Source organism: Dethiosulfatibacter aminovorans DSM 17477, assembly GCF_900142005.1.
In the GTDB taxonomy this organism is placed as follows: domain Bacteria; phylum Bacillota; class Clostridia; order Tissierellales; family Dethiosulfatibacteraceae; genus Dethiosulfatibacter; species Dethiosulfatibacter aminovorans.
On record NZ_FQZL01000012.1, the window covers coordinates 89124 to 106358 of the forward strand.

At 40.2% G+C, this 17235-nt stretch carries 18 protein-coding genes; all 18 read right to left on the bottom strand.

The features are described from left to right. Window positions 1-253: 253 nt before the first annotated feature. Window positions 254-1276 (bottom strand): branched-chain amino acid aminotransferase, encoded by a 1023-nt coding sequence (locus BUB05_RS09490; RefSeq protein WP_073049364.1) that lies wholly within the window; start codon window positions 1274-1276, stop codon window positions 254-256. 23 nt (window positions 1277-1299) lie between these two features. Beyond that, window positions 1300-1860 (bottom strand): 2-oxoacid:ferredoxin oxidoreductase subunit gamma family protein, encoded by a 561-nt coding sequence (locus BUB05_RS09495; RefSeq protein WP_094762825.1) that lies wholly within the window; start codon window positions 1858-1860, stop codon window positions 1300-1302. Continuing rightward, the gene (locus BUB05_RS09500) at window positions 1857-2618 is read right to left on the bottom strand and encodes a thiamine pyrophosphate-dependent enzyme (protein WP_073049366.1); all 762 of its coding nucleotides are present in this window, start codon (window positions 2616-2618) and stop codon (window positions 1857-1859) included. The genes BUB05_RS09495 and BUB05_RS09500 overlap by 4 nt, the downstream gene beginning before the upstream one ends. Beyond that, window positions 2618-3679 (bottom strand): 3-methyl-2-oxobutanoate dehydrogenase subunit VorB, encoded by a 1062-nt coding sequence (locus BUB05_RS09505; RefSeq protein ID WP_073049367.1) that lies wholly within the window; start codon window positions 3677-3679, stop codon window positions 2618-2620. Before BUB05_RS09505 ends, BUB05_RS09500 begins: the two co-directional genes overlap by 1 nt. A 12-nt stretch (window positions 3680-3691) precedes the next feature. Further along, complete coding sequence (locus tag BUB05_RS09510) at window positions 3692-3907, bottom strand: 4Fe-4S dicluster domain-containing protein (protein ID WP_073049368.1); 216 nt, start codon at window positions 3905-3907, stop codon at window positions 3692-3694. 18 nt (window positions 3908-3925) lie between these two features. Further along, a complete protein-coding gene (locus BUB05_RS09515) occupies window positions 3926-4597 on the bottom strand; it encodes an ATP-binding protein (protein WP_073049369.1) in 672 nt (223 codons plus the stop codon). An 8-nt stretch (window positions 4598-4605) separates the two neighbouring features. After that, window positions 4606-5670: a butyrate kinase gene (gene buk / locus BUB05_RS09520; protein ID WP_073049370.1), complete on the bottom strand. Its 1065-nt coding sequence runs from the start codon at window positions 5668-5670 to the stop codon at window positions 4606-4608. 272 nt (window positions 5671-5942) lie between these two features. After that, on the bottom strand, window positions 5943-7655 hold the full coding sequence (locus tag BUB05_RS09525; RefSeq protein WP_073049371.1) for a sigma 54-interacting transcriptional regulator: 1713 nt from the start codon (window positions 7653-7655) through the stop codon (window positions 5943-5945). A gap of 11 nt (window positions 7656-7666) precedes the next feature. Then, window positions 7667-8926, bottom strand: a complete 1260-nt coding sequence (locus BUB05_RS09530; protein ID WP_073049372.1) for a CdaR family protein — start codon at window positions 8924-8926, stop codon at window positions 7667-7669. Continuing rightward, entirely contained in the window at window positions 8907-9737 is an 831-nt protein-coding gene (gene cdaA / locus BUB05_RS09535) for a diadenylate cyclase CdaA (RefSeq protein ID WP_073049373.1), read from the bottom strand. Before cdaA ends, BUB05_RS09530 begins: the two co-directional genes overlap by 20 nt. Window positions 9738-9770: 33 nt before the next feature. Continuing rightward, the gene (locus BUB05_RS09540) at window positions 9771-11030 is read right to left on the bottom strand and encodes a CapA family protein (protein WP_073049374.1); all 1260 of its coding nucleotides are present in this window, start codon (window positions 11028-11030) and stop codon (window positions 9771-9773) included. Window positions 11031-11173: 143 nt separating this feature from the next. Then, window positions 11174-13012, bottom strand: a complete 1839-nt coding sequence (locus BUB05_RS09545; protein ID WP_094762829.1) for a YgiQ family radical SAM protein — start codon at window positions 13010-13012, stop codon at window positions 11174-11176. Between the two features lie 142 nt (window positions 13013-13154). Continuing rightward, window positions 13155-13529: a LacI family DNA-binding transcriptional regulator gene (locus BUB05_RS09550; RefSeq protein ID WP_073049375.1), complete on the bottom strand. Its 375-nt coding sequence runs from the start codon at window positions 13527-13529 to the stop codon at window positions 13155-13157. A 198-nt stretch (window positions 13530-13727) separates the two neighbouring features. Continuing rightward, a complete protein-coding gene (locus BUB05_RS09555) occupies window positions 13728-13967 on the bottom strand; it encodes a hypothetical protein (protein WP_073049376.1) in 240 nt (79 codons plus the stop codon). Between the two features lie 13 nt (window positions 13968-13980). After that, complete coding sequence (locus BUB05_RS09560) at window positions 13981-15237, bottom strand: DNA polymerase Y family protein (RefSeq protein WP_245819835.1); 1257 nt, start codon at window positions 15235-15237, stop codon at window positions 13981-13983. A gap of 162 nt (window positions 15238-15399) precedes the next feature. Next, complete coding sequence (locus BUB05_RS09565; protein ID WP_073049377.1) at window positions 15400-15888, bottom strand: ferritin family protein; 489 nt, start codon at window positions 15886-15888, stop codon at window positions 15400-15402. A 91-nt stretch (window positions 15889-15979) separates the two neighbouring features. Then, on the bottom strand, window positions 15980-16216 hold the full coding sequence (locus tag BUB05_RS09570; RefSeq protein WP_073049378.1) for a hypothetical protein: 237 nt from the start codon (window positions 16214-16216) through the stop codon (window positions 15980-15982). 134 nt (window positions 16217-16350) lie between these two features. Beyond that, the coding region (locus BUB05_RS09575; protein WP_139257979.1) for an APC family permease at window positions 16351-17235 on the bottom strand (885 nt) is incomplete at its 5' end.

Consider the following 17235-nt stretch of genomic DNA (forward strand, 5'->3'; position numbering starts at 1 on the left):
TCAACCCTTGTAATTCTTTCAAATATTTCTAAAAAAAGTAGACCGTGAGATTATTCACGGTCCTGGCAAAAAATTTAAGAGGCATAACAACTTTCGTTGTTCCTATCATTATAACACAATTCTTTTTTCAATCAAACATTAAATTAAAATTCTCAGGACATCCAACCTCACAAATTTTCGGTCAAAAAAAAAGTTGCAGTTCTAAATGACCTGCAACTTCCTTGAACAATCGTTGTTATGCCTTGTAAAAATATTATTTAACCTTGTAAATCCAGCCTTCCGGCGCTTCAATATCTCCCAATTGTATGCCTGTTAGAATATCGTATAGTTTTTTTGTTACTGGTCCAACTTCTGTCTCCGAATGGAATACATGCTTGATTCCATTGTGGCTTATGGCACCAATAGGTGTTATTACAGCTGCAGTACCGCATGCTCCGGCTTCCTTGAATTCATCTATATTGTCTATTTCAACATCCCTTTCCTCGGCTTTCATATTCATATAATTTTTCGCCAGGTAAAGAAGGGAATATTTGGTAATGCTGGGCAATATGGAAGGCGATTTCGGTGTTACAAAAACATCATCCTTTGTAATCCCAAAAAAGTTTGCAGCTCCAACTTCCTCAATCTTTGTATGAGTGGCAGCATCAAGATATATGCAATCTGCAAATCCTGCATCCACTGCTTCCTGATGAGCCTGAAGACTGGCAGCGTAGTTTCCGCCTACCTTTGCAGCTCCAGTACCCATTGGCGCTGCTCTGTCATAATCCGTAGTAATGAAGTTCACAGGTTTCATCCCACCCTTGAAATATGCTCCGACAGGAACACAGAATACACAGAATATGTATTCAGGTGCAGGACTAACCCCTACTTTGTGACCGGTTCCAAACATGAATGGTCTTAAATACAGTGAAGCCCCGGTTCCGTAAGGAGGTACAAAATGTTCATTGGCCTTTACAACCTGAATGCATGCATCAATGAATTTATCCACAGGCATTTCAGGCATCATTATCTTTTTACAGCTTTTCTGCATTCTCTTTGCATTTTCATCAGGTCTGAAAAGTTGTATGGAACCATCCTTGGTTCTGTATGCCTTCAATCCTTCAAAACACTGCTGCCCATAATGCAAGCCAGTTGAAGCTTCACTTATTCTAAGGAAGTTATCTTCAACAAGCTCTCCCTCGTCCCATACTCCGTTCTTCCATGTAGATATATATCTATAATCCGTTTTAATGTAACCAAATCCAAGTTCTTGCCAGTTTATCTCAGTTTTGTTCATTATTATCACCTTATTTTATTTTTTTAAACCAGGGTTGCCTGCTTTTTTACAGCCTCCGCGCCTCTTTTCAATGCTTCTTCATTAAGGGGGATGAATTTAGCCTTGCTCTCGCCAAATACTTTAGTAAAGGCTTTTATTATGGATTCAGGCTTAACAGCCTTTGTAAGCTCAAGATATGCTCCAAGCATAACCATGTTTGCTGCCTTTGAATTTCCAATATCCATTGCGATTTCATTTGCATCGATATAATATGCTAAAATATCATCTCTTGTAGCTTCTTTTTCTATCAAGGACTTGTTTATTATAAGCTTGCCATTTGGAGCAAGATGGCTTTCAAATTTGTCCATAGAAGGAAGATTCATTACAATTGCCGCAGTTGCATCATTTGTAATTATTGGTGATCCGATAAGCTTTTCCGAAACTATAACATCACAATTCGCAGTACCACCTCTCATCTCAGGTCCATATGAAGGAAGCCATGAAACCTGTTTATCCTCAAGCATTCCAGCATAAGCCAGCAATTTTCCAATAGCCATAACTCCCTGCCCGCCAAATCCTGCCATTATTACTTTTTCCAACATTATTTTTCCTCCTCATAATCCCTTAAATTTCCAATTGGATAGTAGGGAATCATATTATCCTCCAGCCATTTCAGAGCGTCTACAGGTGTAAGGCCCCAGTTGGTAGGACATGTAGAAAGAACTTCAACTATTGCAAATCCTTTGCCTTCAAGCTGGCACTGGAAAGCTCTCTTTATTGCTTTTTTTGCCTTTCTCACCGCGGCAGGGGTATGTACCGATACTCTCTCAACAAATTTTGCTCCATCTATTGTTGCCAGCATTTCCACAACCTTGAGAGGTCTTCCTGAATGCTCGACAGTCCTTCCAAGAGGTGCAGTCGTAGCTTTTTGTCCTATTAGTGTTGTAGGTGCCATCTGTCCGCCTGTCATGCCATATATTGCATTGTTCACAAAAATAGTAGTTATTTTTTCTCCTCTGTGAGCTGCATGCACTATCTCGGCTGTCCCTATTGAAGCAAGGTCTCCGTCCCCCTGATATGCAAACACAACATTTTCAGGTCTGACTCTCTTTATTCCTGTCGCAACTGCCGGAGCCCTTCCGTGGGCTGCCTGATGAGTATCCATATTGAAATACTTATATGCAAGAGCAGAGCATCCAACAGGAACAACTCCTATGGTATCACCAAGAACTCCAAGTTCTACAAGCACTTCACCAACAAGCTTGTGTATTATTCCATGGGTACATCCCGGGCAATAGTGCAACTGAGTGTCGGTCAATGCCTTTGTTTTTTCATATACTACTGTAGGTGTTTTTGTAGCCATTATTTTGCACCTCCTATTATTTCCTTAACTGATTCAATTATACTTGCCGGCGTAGGTACAAGACCTCCAGCCATGCCGTTAAATGATACAGGCCATCTGCCGTTTGAGGCTATTTTTACATCATCTATCATCTGTCCCATACTCATCTCTATTGTAAGAAGGCCTTTGCAGTCAGGGTTGATTTTATCAAATGCTTCAAATGGGAAAGGCCACAAAGTTATTGGTCTGATAAGTCCTACCTTTAAACCTTCCTTCTCAAGATCGTCTATTGCATTTTTGGTTATCCTGGAAGTTGTGCCATATGCAACACATACAACATCTGCATCTTCAAGGCCATAAGCTTCGTACCTTGTTTCAAGCTCTTCAATCAGCTTGTGTTTCCTTTCAAGTTCTATGTTGTGCTCATTTAAAAGTTCCGGTTCCAAGAACAATGAATTTATTATTCTAGGTTCTCTTGATTCCTTTGTTCCATCAGTAATCCAATCCTTTTCAGGAAGTTCCCTGTGCTTTGGCTCCTTGAACTCTACAGCCTCCATCATCTGTCCTATCATTCCATCTCCAAGAACCATTACAGGAATTCTATACAAATCAGCCACATCAAATGATTCCATCAACAAGTCTACCATTTCCTGGATTGAAGCCGGTGCATATACTATATGTCTATAGTCGCCGTTTCCACCACCTCTTGTAGCCTGGAAATAGTCTGCCTGTCCAGGCTGGATGCTTCCAAGTCCAGGACCGCCTCTCATCATGTTAACAATTACACATGGCAACTCGGCTCCTGCTATATATGAAATACCTTCCTGCTTCAGCGCAATACCAGGGCTCGAAGAAGATGTCATAACCCTTGCTCCAGCTCCTGCCGCTCCATAAACCATATTTATTGCAGCAACTTCACTTTCAGCTTGAAGAAATACTCCTCCAACCTTCGGAAGTTCTCTTGACATATATTCCGGCACTTCATTTTGTGGTGTTATGGGATAACCGAAGAAATATCTGCATCCAGCCTTTATTGCTGCAGCACCTACTGCTTCGTTACCCTTCATCAATACTTTAGTCATTGTTTTACCTCCTTATACCCTTTCAACTTTTATTACAGAATCCGGACACATAATCGCACAGTTTGCACAACCTATGCATTCATCCATATTTGTTACGTGAGCAGGATGAAATCCTTTTGCGTTGATCACACTTTGGTCCAATTCAATTATCTTTTTCGGACACGCTGTAACACATAGTTCACAACCTTTACAAATGTCTACATTAAACGTTACCTGACCTTTAGCCATAGTACACCTCCATTAAATTTAACTCATCCACTTCTCTCTCATATACAAATCGAGAGGAAACATACTTAAATCCTTACAACTTTGCTTTATTTCATCAACCACAGTTTTTATGGCTGTTTCGCACATTATGGGCAGACCTGTCTCTTTAGAAACTTCCTTTACAAGCTTGTGTCCTCTTATTACATCCTCTACAGTCGTACTCTTCAGAAGATGCGTGTTGTTGACAAGACCTGTTATCTTGAGCTTCGATGTTGCTTCTATGCTCTCAATGTATCCCAATACATCTTCAAGCGTCTTTGTCTGAGGCCTGTTTGCATTTACTATGAGAAGCATTTCATAATCCTGTTCCTTTATATAGGCCGAATATCCCGCCAGTATCCTTGCACCTTCAGGATCTCCTCCAACATCAAGGATTGTCTTTGCATCCTCGTCCTCTATCATTCCCCTTACTTCAGGCGGTATCGCCGGAAGTTCAAGAGTGGAATTCCCTATCATGCTTCCTATGACCCTTATTCCCTTTTCTGCAAGTTCTTCAGCTTTTTCCCTGCTTCTGAAGTAAGGATTTACAACATCCAAATCTGCAATATTTACCTTTTCATGATTTTGGGCACATTTCACAGAATAATTCACTGCAAATTCCGTTTTTCCACTTCCATAGTGCCCTGTAATAATCACCAGTCTTTTATTCATATAATCACCTAACTGTATATTTTAGCTTCCTCTTCGCCTTTCAGCACTCTGAGTCCACCTTCCGCAAGGGCTTCCAATTCATCTTCACCAGGAAATACCAGGACTTCCGCTATGAAACCCACTCTTTTTTCTATCCATGATACAAATTCTACATCATATGCAATTCCACCTGTTATGACTATTGCATCTACATTTCCTTCCAAAACAGCTGCATTGGCTGCTATATCCTTGGCAATCTGGTAGGCCATTCCTTCATATATGAGTCGTGCATTTTGGTCTCCCTCATCACACATCTCGCTCACCACCTTGGCATTGTTTGTGCCGAGATAAGCTGTAAGCCCCCCGTTTCCCTTGATCATTTTCTTGACTTCCTCAAGGCTTACATTTCCTGAAAATGCAAGTTTGGCTAAATCTGTTACCGGAAGGGTTCCGCTTCTTTCAGGTGAATACGGACCTTCACCGTCAAGGGCGTTATTTACATCTATTACCTTGCCTTCCTTGTGCGCTCCGACTGAAACTCCACCGCCAAGATGTGCCACAACAAGGTTTGTTTCTTCATATTTTTTCCCCAACTGTTGTGCAGCCTTTCTTCCAACAGCCTTCTGATTAAGTGCATGAAAGATGCTCTTTCTTTCAAACTGTGGATGTCCTGTCAGTCTTGCTATAGGTTTCATTTCATCTACAACTACCGGGTCTACGATAAAAGAAGGAATATTTACATCACTTGCTATTTCATAAGCTAATATTCCACCTAGATTCGAAGCATGCTCTCCTCTTGCACCTTCTTTCAAATCTTTAAGCATTGAATCCGAAACTTCATATGTTCCGCCACTCATCGGCTTCAAAAGGCCTCCCCTTCCTACTACACCAGAAAGTTCTTCCACTTTAATACCGCTTTCCTTTAGTACTTCCAGGATTATATTTTTTCTGAATTCAAACTCTTCAATTATTTTTCCGTAGGGCGCAAGTTCTTCAACTGAATGTCTCAGCGTTTTTTCAAAGATCATTTCAAGATCATCAAACACCGCAATCTTCGTCGAAGTCGACCCCGGATTTATTACCAACTGTTTCATATACTACCTCCTAGTTTTATGCAAAAGCTTTAGTTAAGCTTGTTGAATGAACAAATACGAAACTTGATTTTGAATAAATTAGTTATTGATTCACATTGGTCCTCAATATAATAATAAGCAAGATGCATGCCAAAAAAGAAAAAGAAGCATAGTATTTTCAACTCGTTGAAAATACTATGCTTCTTACTTTTTAAATGTTTCTCATTTTATTGCATGCTTATTATTGCATGCAAATATTTGCAAGGTTTTGTTGAATCGTGCAAATATTTGCATTATTTAATATCATATTTTTCCATCTTGTAATATAAACTTCTGATGGATATGCCAAGTTTTTTAGCAGTCAATGTTTTATTGTAATCGCAAAGCTCATATGCCTTTCTCAAATAATCCTCTTCAAAAGCATCGGCAGCTTCTGCCAAAGTAGATATTTCACCATCCTCTATCTCGTCATAATGGTCTCCATTATTCCTTATTCCCATATTGGTAAGTAATGGAAGGTGCTCCTTCAATATTATTTGCTCATTTGCATTCATGGATATTATGGATCTTCCCACAATATTTTCAAGCTCCCTTACATTGCCCGGCCAATCATGCCTTTTGAGTTCCGCCAGTGCCTTTAGGGATATACCCTTGATGTTCCTTCCATATTCAACATTCAGCTTTTCTATAAATCTCTCTGTCAGAAGTTCAATATCATCAAGCCTGTTCCTCAATGGCGGGATATCAATCGGAAACACATTTAATCGATAGTATAGATCATCCCTGAACTCCCCTCTTTCTATCTTGTCCTTGAGATTCACATTTGTTGCAGATATAACCCTTACATTGACATGTATGGGCTTTACTCCACCTACCCTCGTTATCTCTTTCTCCTGTAATACTCTAAGGAGCTTGACCTGTGTCTTGAGATTTATTTCAGAAATTTCATCAAGAAAAATAGTTCCATTGTTTGCTTCTTCAAAGTATCCTTTCTTTCCGCCTTTTTTTGCTCCTGTAAACGCTCCCTCTTCATAACCGAACAGCTCGCTTTCCAGAAGAGTCTCAGGTATGGCTGCACAGTTCACTCTTATAAACTGATTGTCCCTCCTGCTGCTCTCGTTGTGTATTGCATGGGCAAACATTTCCTTTCCAGTACCACTCTCTCCCTTGAGGATTACAGTGGCAGGAACTTTGGATGCCTTGATCATCTTTTCCTTGGCCTCGTTCATAACCTGGCTTTTGCCGATTATGTCGTCAAAGGCATATTTTGCCGACAGTTCTCTAATTCTTTTTTCAGCCTCGTTCAGCTTGGTGGTCAACTGTTTTATTTCACTGATATCGTGAAGTATTACTACACTGCCCTTCAACTTGTCTCCTACTATTATAGGAGCCCCTCTGGCAATAACCACCTTTCCACTGGGTTTGGTTGTCACCTTCGTATTACCTACCGGCTTCTTTGTCCTCAGCACCTTCATGTGAACACTTTCACCTTCGGCTATATCGTAATTTGCACCCTTGCCATATATTTCATCAGTGGTGATGCCTGTAATTCTTGTGTAGGCAGGATTGATCATTATATGATTGCCGTTTTCATCAACTACGCTTATTGCATCCTGTACAGCCTGGAACAATGCCTGAAGAAGACTTTTATATTCATTCATGCTGGTTAGCTGCTTATCGAGATTAAGTCTGTCCGTAATATTCCTGAATATGGCTATTGCACCTATTATTTCCCCATCCTTGTTCTTGACGGGCATACGGCTGCTTATTATTTCAAAATCCCTCAAATGCTGCTGCCAGTCAAGCTCATACTCTCCTGTCTCAAGAATGTATGGAAGCCTCGTATTTATCACTATGTCTTCCACATTCCTGTTGAGAGCCTTATCCCTGGGAATTCCTACAAGCTTTTCCGCTTCCTTGTTGTACAAAGTTATATTGCAGTTTTTATCTATGGCTATTACACCGTCATGAGTAGAGGTAAGAAAAACTTCAAGTTCTTTTCTCATTTTATCCTCCCTTATGTGTTGGATTCTTCAGTATTTGTATCTTCCGTGTCGTTTCCTTCAGTATTGCCCTCATTCTTGACAAGTTTTATTTCTATGGATTCGGCATCCAGTTCTATTTCCCTGATTTCCTTCTGGGTTTCATATTTCAAGACAACCCGCCCTGAAACACCTTCAAATCCCTCAAGATCTGCAACGATTTTCAAATCATTTCTTCCCGTTTCATTCATGTAGCTGGTAAGCCCTGTAAGAGTTGCCAGCACAAATTCCTTGTCATCGGTAATTTCCAAATTATAGCCATCTGGAACATTTATAAATTCTATTTCATCCAGATTGTATATGAAATCCTTTGAAATGATTTTTTCAACAACTACAGTTGCCACAGGCAATATTTTTTCCGCTATTATATAGTTGCCTTCGATTATATCCAGTGATCTGAATACCGTACTGTCTGCCTCGTCAATACTCACAGGTTCAACAAGCACATGATCCATCGAATCAATAATTCCCGGTTTCCCGGCAATAAGAACAGTTTCAGGCTCAACCTTGATTTCTTTCACATCATACCCATCCATGACGAGACCGGTTACAGGGACAACTATCTTCAGCCTTTTCATGGGATAGACAGGAACGGTTATGTTTGCAATGTCAGGAGTTATTTCAAGATCCAGCTCAAGTCCCTGATCGCTGTAAACATCTATAGGAACTTTCTTTTCGAGAGTTCCGGACGCTCCGTTTATGTTGAATAGGGCCACTGCTTTTTCTGCAGAATTCAAAACACTTCTTGGCCCTCTTACTATTACAGAGTTTACACTTGATACAGCATCATCAACATAATATCCCGAAATTTGAATTCCATCTATTTCCACTGTCAAATCTATGGACTTGTTGACAATAGCTTCCAATTCGCAAAGAACCTGCTTTGGAGAATAGTCGATAAGCTTGTAATCGTCGGGAAGCTGGATTTCCAGAGGAATCTTGTTCAAACCCTCGTTGTATCCGTTTACATCCACGTAAACATTTATGTCATTGGTTTCCAGGTTGATTATATCATTTCTAAAGCCTTCAACTACAAGGCTGATTTCATCTGTGTCAACATCTGCAACTACAAGTCCGGCAATCTCAAGTTTTTCAGTATTTTGAAGTATTACAGGAACCGAATCTATTTCCTTTTCAGTAACCGGATTCATCTGGTCTATAACATAAAGCCAGGTTATAAGTGCAGCAATGACACAAAGGATTTGTATTAGCAGTCTATCCTTGTTTTTTACCATCTCTATGCCACCATCTTTCAAATATTGTTTGTTTCTCATCCTTCTTGTAAATGCTTGTCAAAAGCTCTGTTAGCTCTTCACTTTGAATATTCCTGTAAAGCCTTCCTTCATGGGCATAGGAAATATAACCTGTTTCCTCGGACACAATCAGTGCTATGGAATCAGACCTTTCAGTAACTCCTATGGCCGCTCTGTGCCTGGTACCTATATCCTTGCTCAGGTGCTGGCTTTCAGCAAGGGGAAGAAAGCATCCTGCCGCCTTGATCTTATAATTTTTGATGATTACGGCACCGTCATGCAATGGAGTATTCGGTATGAAAATATTGATTAATAGTCCATTTGAAATATGTGAATCCATTGCAACTCCAGTTTCTATAATGTCGCTTAGTCCTGTCTTCTGCTCAAAAATTATCAATGCACCTATTCGCTGGTTTGCCAGGGCATGTACAGCCGTCATTATTTCCTTGATATTTCTTTCATTTCTTTTTTCGTCTCCTTCAAATACATTGAATGAAAAGAGGGTTGTCCTTCCAATGTACTCGAGAGCTTTTCTAAGCTCAGGCTGAAATACTATTACAAGGGCTATGAATCCAACCTGCAAGGTGTTGGTGATTATCCAGCTTATGGTAAAAAGTTTGAGGGTGCTTGCAAGAGCTGAAATAATAAATATAAACATAATACCTTTCAACAACTGTTTTGCTCTTGTTTCCCTGATAATCATGTAGAGCTTATAATAAGCAAAGGCGACAATTCCGATGTCTATAACATCCCGTACTCTGAGATTTGTTAATAATGTCCTGATGTATTCCAATTCACCACTTCCATAATTTATTTTTGAGACATATTATTGATTTATATTCATTTTGGACATTGTGTCCCTGAATGACCTTTCCATCCTTGACAAAGTATAGTCGTCAAGATTCAAGCTGTTGTTCTTAAGGTATTCTTCAACAGGTATTACATCATAATCGTACAAGGGAGGTGCTTCCACCCTGTAAACCCATGTCGGTACAAATTCAATTTCACCCAACGTAGTTATTCCCGTCTCAAAATCCTTTTCTATTTCAATATTTATTATTACACCATCTTCAGTGTAGTAGTTTTCAAGATTGGGATAATATACATCCAGTGTTTCCTGCCTCTGATTCGATATGAAATTTCCCATGGAATATACAACAAACTTTTTCTCACCCTCGTATTCCAGAGTTTTTGAATCCTGAATCACATGAGGATGGCTGCCCAAAATCAAATCAACTCCATTGGTAAACATAAGATCGGCAAGCTCCCTCTGTGCAATGGAAGGATCCTTCTGATATTCATTTCCCCAATGCATTATGGCAGTAATTACATCTGCACCTTCCTCTTTTGCTTCCTCTATGTCTTCCAGTATTTTCGCCGCTTCAGTCTCATCGCTTAGGACATAGTTTTCATTCACAATGTTCACCATTGCATCAAGGTCTTCAGGCGTCATTGTCGACTCCATTCCATTGCAACTGAAAGTATAGGAAAGAAAGGCCAGCTTTATTCCCTTTTCCTCGACATAGAGCACGCGACTTTCGGGCTTTTCCCTGTAGGTTCCAACCGCCAGCATACCTCTTTCTTCTATTTCATCAAGAGTCCTTATAAGGCCGTCCTTGTAGGTATCCAGAGTGTGGTTGTTGGCAGTTGACAGAACGTCAAAACCTGCATACTTTACTGCATCAAGGGTTTCATCCGGAATATTGAACCTTGGATATGCCTTGTAGGATTCCGATGTTCCTCCAGTCGTTCCTTCAAAATTTGCAACTGCTATGTCTGCCGCCTCTATAACAGGCTTGACATATTCAAAAAAACTGTCAAAATCATAGGAATCAGTCTGCTCGTCGTATCCGCTATCAATCTGACTCATATGGAAAATTATATCACCTGCCGCAGCAAGGGTGATTTTTTGAGTCTTGGGTACATCGGCTTCCGCCACTATCATCTCTTCCTTGTTGAGATCGTTCAAATTCAATTCATCGCTGCCAAAAACTCCACCAATATTAGTAAACAATATATATGCTGCCGCAAGAACAATAACGATTATTATTGCTTTGGGGTTTAATCTTCTTCTTTTTCTTCTCATTTTTCCCTTCCAATCCCGCTAATTTTCCAGACTCTTCACAATAACACATCATTACAAAAAGCCTACTAAAATACTATCTCATTTTGCAATATTTTGCAAGGTGGCAAATATTAAGTTTTCCTTAATATTGACGCTTTTTTACACTAACGTTTCTTTCTCGTCCCACCGCCTTTTCTATTTTCTCCGTCAGAAGTTTTAGGAGGTCTGACAAGGCATTTCCTGTCAAATCCAATAAGGTCTTCCCTCCCGGCTGCCTTCAACGCCTTCAATACAAGCTTGTAGTTCTCTTTCTTCCTGAACTGCATCAGTGCCCTTTGCATCTTTTTTTCCTCAAAGGAATTCGGCACATATATCTTTTCCATCGTTCTTGGATCCATCCCAGTATGGTACATGCAGGTGGACAGTGTTCCCGGCGTGGGGTAAAAATCCTGTACCTGTTCCGGCATATGACCCATATCCCTTATATATTCCGCAAGCTCCACAGCTTCCTTCATTGTACTTCCCGGATGGCCCGATATAAAATAAGGAACAACAAACTGCTTCATATCCATTTTTTTGTTCACCTTTTCATACTTTTCTATGAATTTTTTGTAGATGTCAAAGGATGGTTTACCAAGCGCCTTTAATACCTTTGGCGATACATGTTCAGGTGCAAGCTTCAGCTGACCGCTTACATGATATTTGCAAAGCTCCTCCACAAACTCATCATCCTTTTCATACAGAAGATAGTCATACCTTATTCCCGACCTTATGAACACCTTCTTTATTCCTTCTATTTTCCTCAACTTCCGAAGGAGACTCAAATAGTCCTTGTGGTCAACATTCAGATTTTCACACTTTTCAGGAAATAGACACTGCCGGTCCCTGCACACTCCATATTTGACCTGCTTGTCACAAGCCCTTACCCTGAAATTTGCAGTAGGTCCTCCAACATCATGAATATACCCCTTGAAGTCCTTGTCTTCAATAAACGATTTTCCTTCCTTCACTATTGATTCATGGCTTCTAGCCTGTATAACCCTTCCCTGATGAAAAGTAAGTGCACAGAAGGAACAACCTCCAAAGCATCCTCTTGAACTCAATATGCTGAACTTCACTTCCTTAAGAGCCGGTATTCCACCAGCCTCTTCATACATTGGATGATAGTCACGCATATATTCCATGTCATATACATCATCAAGGTCCATCTGAGAAAGGGGCGGTGTCGGAGTATTCTGCACAACATAAACACTGCCGTATTTTTCCACAAGAACTTTGGCACTTATTGAATCTGTATTTTCATACTGTATCTTGAAACTTCCGGCATAAGTTTCCCTGTCCTTTTTTATTTCTTCAAAATCCGGCAAATCAATATAATCATAGATTCTTGTCTTGTCTTTTGTCTTGTAGACGGTTCCCCTTATATATGTTATCTCCTCAATGGGTATTCCGCCATCCAATGCTTCAGCAACCTCCACTATGGTTTTTTCACCCATGCCGTAAACAATAAGGTCGGCAGAAGAGTCAAGCAATACCGACCTTCTCACCTTGTTGTCCCAATAGTCGTAATGACCAAGCCGTCTAAGGCTGGCTTCTATTCCTCCTATGATGATGGGAACATCCCTGTATGCCTCTCTTATCTTGTTACCGTATACGGTTACTGCCCTGTCAGGTCTGTGACCAGCTTCCCCTCCCGGTGAATACTCGTCCTTGCTCCTTCTTTTCTTGAAGGATGTATAGTGATTCACCATGGAATCTATATTCCCCGAATTAACAAGAAAACCAAGCCGCGGTCTTCCAAAAATCTTGAAACTTTCAACATTCTTCCAATCGGGCTGGGATATAATTCCTATCTTGTATCCATATTTTTCAAGTGTTCTTGTTATTATTGCCGTACTAAAAGAAGGATGATCCACATAGGCATCTCCCGTCACCATGACAAAATCGACCTGGTCCCATCCTCGTTCCTTCATTTCCATTCTATTTACAGGTAAAAAATCCATAATTTTCCTTTCAAACCAATCTATATAATAATTTTTCTTTTTTGCCTTTTCATAACTGCTAAAAACATACACTGATTATATCAAAATAACGGGTATATTAATACTATTCTATTTGTTCTTTTATTAAAATTCTTTGTTCGCTTTAGGAGGCCGGCAACTCAGGTTCTTCATCACCTACTATATGTTTCCATAAAATGTTTACAGCATTTTCTATTTCTTCCTTCTGGTCCTGGAAGACCGTAGCCTGGCTGGCTACCCGCATTCCATCTATGCCCCTGTCCACTTCATTCCAGAAATAATGGTCAAGGTCAGGATATATTATTCCTATTTTGATCCTGTTGCTCCTTTTTGCCAAAGCACTTGCAAAAGGACTCTTGACATAGTCAAGCTTTTTTATTGCTGCCAACACCTTCTCTTCAGATTTTTTCGACACATTTCCCTTGTTGTTAATCACTCTGTCGACAGTTCCCCTGGAAACGCCTGCTTCTCTTGCAACATCATTTATTGTAGGTCTCATATTTCCTCCCAAGCTACCAAAAAGCCTCCCTCTGCAAAACAAAAGGAGGCTTTACCATTATCTCATATCCAACTTAGAAAATCAAGAATCCTACTGGAATCATGATAGGAGCCTGAACCTCCCGCATATTCATTTATTGCAAATAAAAAACGACACATTTACGTATCGCTTTTAATTCAACATCAATATTATAAAATTTCATTTTTTAAACAAAAACCACTTGTGGCTGTCAAGTTCATACTTAAGCTCATACATGTCCTTTCCGTTGTGGAGACAGACGAATACTATCCTTTCATTGCCTGCCAGCTTTTCCTGATAATACCTTACAATTCTTTCAACCTTTACCGTCTTGTTTTCGTACTTGAACTTAAAGGGCATAACTTTGCCCCTTGAGTCAAACACCGCTATCATATCAACCGGGTGATTCAACAATTTCATATAAAACACTTCCTTACAATATACTGCTCATATCCGGATACTCGTCATTTGGATATCCTCCAAGGACAGGTGAAAGACCGGAATCTATATACTCTGCTCTTATTACTGCATATTTCCCGTATTTTTCCCTTATACCGTCTATTGCCATATCCAATTTTTCCATTTTCATGCTGTACTCGTTTTGAAAAAAATTAAGCTGTTTAAATTTTGTTCGTTCAAGGTCTGTAAACCTTACATTCATATGTCGTATGGGACTTCCATCCCATGTTTCATCAAAAAGCTCCCTTATTATTTCAAAAAGGTCATGAGTACAATTGGTAAAAACAGGAATCTTCCTTTGATGGGAATGATACCCAAAGTCCTTGTTTTTGATTCCCACAGCAACTACACGGCAGCTCATATCTTCGTCCCGCAGTCGTTTTGATGCCGTCTCAACCAGGCTTAAAAGAATTTTATGGGCTGTAAGCCTGTCCTCTACATCAAAATGTATTGTGCTTCCGTTTCCAACCCCCTTGAAAGGCATACTGCTCTTTTCAGAAAATTTGGAAGCATCCTTTCCCCAGGCATAGTCGTGTATAAGTCTGCCATGGGACTTGAGAAGCCCTGAAATAAGCTCCCTGTCCGTATTGGCAAGCTCTCCTATTGTATATATGTTAAGCTGGTTAAGCTTGGGGACAGTTCTGTATCCAACCATAAAAAGTTCTCCCACAGGAAGGGGCCACAGCTTTTCCTGTATTTCCTCCGGATACAGGGTATGGACCTTGTCAGGCTTTTCAAACTCACTTGCCTGTTTTGCAAGAAGTTTATTTGTGGATATTCCTATGTTTACTGTATAGCCGAACTCTTTCTTTATTCTTTTCCTTATCCTGTGGGCAAGTTCTTCAGGGTCTCCAAAAAGATCTCTTGTTCCCGAAAAATCCATAAAGCATTCGTCTATGCTGAAAACATCTATCTTTGGAGCATATTCCGCCAGAAGATCCCTCAGCTTTCTGCTGGCCCTTGTATATACATCATAGCTTGGAGGTATTACCTTGAGGTTGGGGCACTTCTGCCTTGCCTCCATAAGGGATTCGCCAGTCTTTACTCCCAGTTTTTTTGCAGGTATGGATTTGGCAAGGACTATTCCATGCCTCCTTTCTTCACTTCCTCCTATTACTGCAGGAATTTCCCTTATATCCTCCTCCATGCCCATCTGCCTGTTGTATGCTGCCTGCCAGGACAGAAAAGCGGAATTCACATCTATATGCATGACAATATTATCTCTTTCCAAAACAACATTCACTCCCTTTTTAAACAGAACATATGTTTGTATTTTTATTATAACACCGAACTTTTGTTTTGTGAAGAGCAAACTAAAAAAGGACCCACCGATTAGTTTGTCCGGTGCGCCCACTGCAAGTCATATCATGCTCTGTATCGTTTCAATATTTTTTTAGAAAGGTTCGTATCCCTGTTCCTTCCACCATTCATCCATGCTTGTTTCATAGGCTTTCAAGAACTGTTCAAGATGAACCTTTTCCCATTTAACAAGGATATCAAACAGCTTCCTGGCTTCACTGTTTTCAGTCTTGTCTCTTGCATCTTCATAAAATTCAACTGATTCCTTTTCAAGGTTTACCGCCATGCCGTATATTGAAACATTCATGGCACTCCTTTTGAATTTATTTTTTGTCCAGTCAAAGATATGGGGTGATGGAGGTTCCAAAAGGTAAGCCAGCTTTAGGTCCTCATCATCCTTTTCCATTTTATCAAAAAGTTCCTTGAGGTATTCCGCATGCTTCATTTCCTCTGAAGCAAGTATTAAAAATGATTCTTTAGCCTCTTCATTGTCAGCTTGTTTTTCGGCCATCTTGTAGAATTCGCATCCTTCAATTTCATTTAATATGGCCTGCTTGATTATAAACAATTCATCCCTTTTCATATGGTGATACCTCCATTTCATCAATGAATTTTTATTTCTATATTAAAATTCTATCACCTGTCATTTTCGGTGTCAAACCAGGTTTGATGAATTATTTTGATATTTTCCACACTTCAAGTATAGAGAGCACATAAACCAAAAATCCTCCTGCATACCTCCCCAAAAAAGAAATTGATTCGTCTGTAATATTGTATGTTATGAATCCCATTGCCAGCATCCAGAACACAAGCATCAACCCTCTCACAGGCTTTTTAAGAATCACATGGCCCGCGCCTGGTATTATCATTGCACTTATCACTGTTAAAATTCTTTTCATATTCTTATTCATTTTCACTTTCCCGTATGCTTTTTATTTTGTTTCATTACCATTATACGTGAACTTTCATTAAATATCAAACAGTCAAACAAAGACTGGCTTCGCCTCAATTATATGGGTTTCCGCCAGTCTTTCAATTCACTTTATTAATATCCCTCAGCCCTCGGCCATGCATCTGCATTTCCTATGAAACTGTTGAAATCTATGTAGTGTTCCCTTCTCTTCTTGAACCACAGTGATGCAAGAAAATAGAATGCCAGCCCCCCAAGTATGTTTATCCAGTATCCGAAGTACATTCCCACTATTGCCATTACGGCTATGACCATCAATATTATTGACGGTACCGGATGGAAGGGCGATACGTATTCCCTCTGTATTGTTCCCATCGGGTACATCCTTCTGAATTTCACCATCATTATTGCAGACATTATATATACAAGAAGTGCAGACAGTATTGAGAATGTCACCACCTGGTCAAGCATTCCAGTGTATCCGAAGGCTATTGCTATGGGAAGCAGAAACAGTATTGCCCTGTATGGTGTCTTATACTTGGGATGAAGCACTCCAAATATCTCAGGAATGAGAGTATCCCTGGACATTGCATACCATGCCCTGCTCGAGTCCGTTATGCATCCGTTGGCACTTGCCATACAGGACAGTATCGTTCCTGTGAAGAGGGCATTTATGACTATCGGGTTTCCTACCGCTCTTGCAGCATCGAATAAGGGGTATACGCTTGATCCCAGTACTCCAGCCTCAACCAGACCGGAACACACGAGCCAAGTGGTTGTTGCTCCAACCAGAAGCGTTATTGTTCCAACTATGGCCCCTATGGGAAGGGACCTGCTTGTTGACCTGCATTCCTCTGCCGCAAGGGCTGTTCCCTCTATTCCCAGATAGAACCATACTCCAAACTGCAGTGCTCCTATGATTCCCATCCATCCGTATGGAAGTCCATTTGTAAGCCCCCTTATCTGAAGGAGGCTTTCTGTTTCCGAATAGAATCTTGTGGAGAACAGAAGTATGAATAT

Bases quoted from the DNA above. Each gene is read 5' to 3' on its own strand.
- BUB05_RS09490 (WP_073049364.1), bottom strand. From the start codon at position 1,276: ATGAACAAAACTGAGATAAACTGGCAAGAACTTGGATTTGGTTACATT.
- BUB05_RS09500 (WP_073049366.1), bottom strand. From the start codon at position 2,618: ATGGCTACAAAAACACCTACAGTAGTATATGAAAAAACAAAGGCATTG.
- BUB05_RS09505 (WP_073049367.1), bottom strand. From the start codon at position 3,679: ATGACTAAAGTATTGATGAAGGGTAACGAAGCAGTAGGTGCTGCAGCA.
- BUB05_RS09510 (WP_073049368.1), bottom strand. From the start codon at position 3,907: ATGGCTAAAGGTCAGGTAACGTTTAATGTAGACATTTGTAAAGGTTGT.
- BUB05_RS09515 (WP_073049369.1), bottom strand. From the start codon at position 4,597: ATGAATAAAAGACTGGTGATTATTACAGGGCACTATGGAAGTGGAAAA.
- buk (WP_073049370.1), bottom strand. From the start codon at position 5,670: ATGAAACAGTTGGTAATAAATCCGGGGTCGACTTCGACGAAGATTGCG.
- BUB05_RS09525 (WP_073049371.1), bottom strand. From the start codon at position 7,655: ATGAGAAAAGAACTTGAAGTTTTTCTTACCTCTACTCATGACGGTGTA.
- BUB05_RS09530 (WP_073049372.1), bottom strand. From the start codon at position 8,926: ATGGTAAAAAACAAGGATAGACTGCTAATACAAATCCTTTGTGTCATT.
- BUB05_RS09540 (WP_073049374.1), bottom strand. From the start codon at position 11,030: ATGAGAAGAAAAAGAAGAAGATTAAACCCCAAAGCAATAATAATCGTT.
- BUB05_RS09545 (WP_094762829.1), bottom strand. From the start codon at position 13,012: ATGGATTTTTTACCTGTAAATAGAATGGAAATGAAGGAACGAGGATGG.
- BUB05_RS09550 (WP_073049375.1), bottom strand. From the start codon at position 13,529: ATGAGACCTACAATAAATGATGTTGCAAGAGAAGCAGGCGTTTCCAGG.
- BUB05_RS09555 (WP_073049376.1), bottom strand. From the start codon at position 13,967: ATGAAATTGTTGAATCACCCGGTTGATATGATAGCGGTGTTTGACTCA.
- BUB05_RS09565 (WP_073049377.1), bottom strand. From the start codon at position 15,888: ATGAAAAGGGATGAATTGTTTATAATCAAGCAGGCCATATTAAATGAA.
- BUB05_RS09570 (WP_073049378.1), bottom strand. From the start codon at position 16,216: ATGAATAAGAATATGAAAAGAATTTTAACAGTGATAAGTGCAATGATA.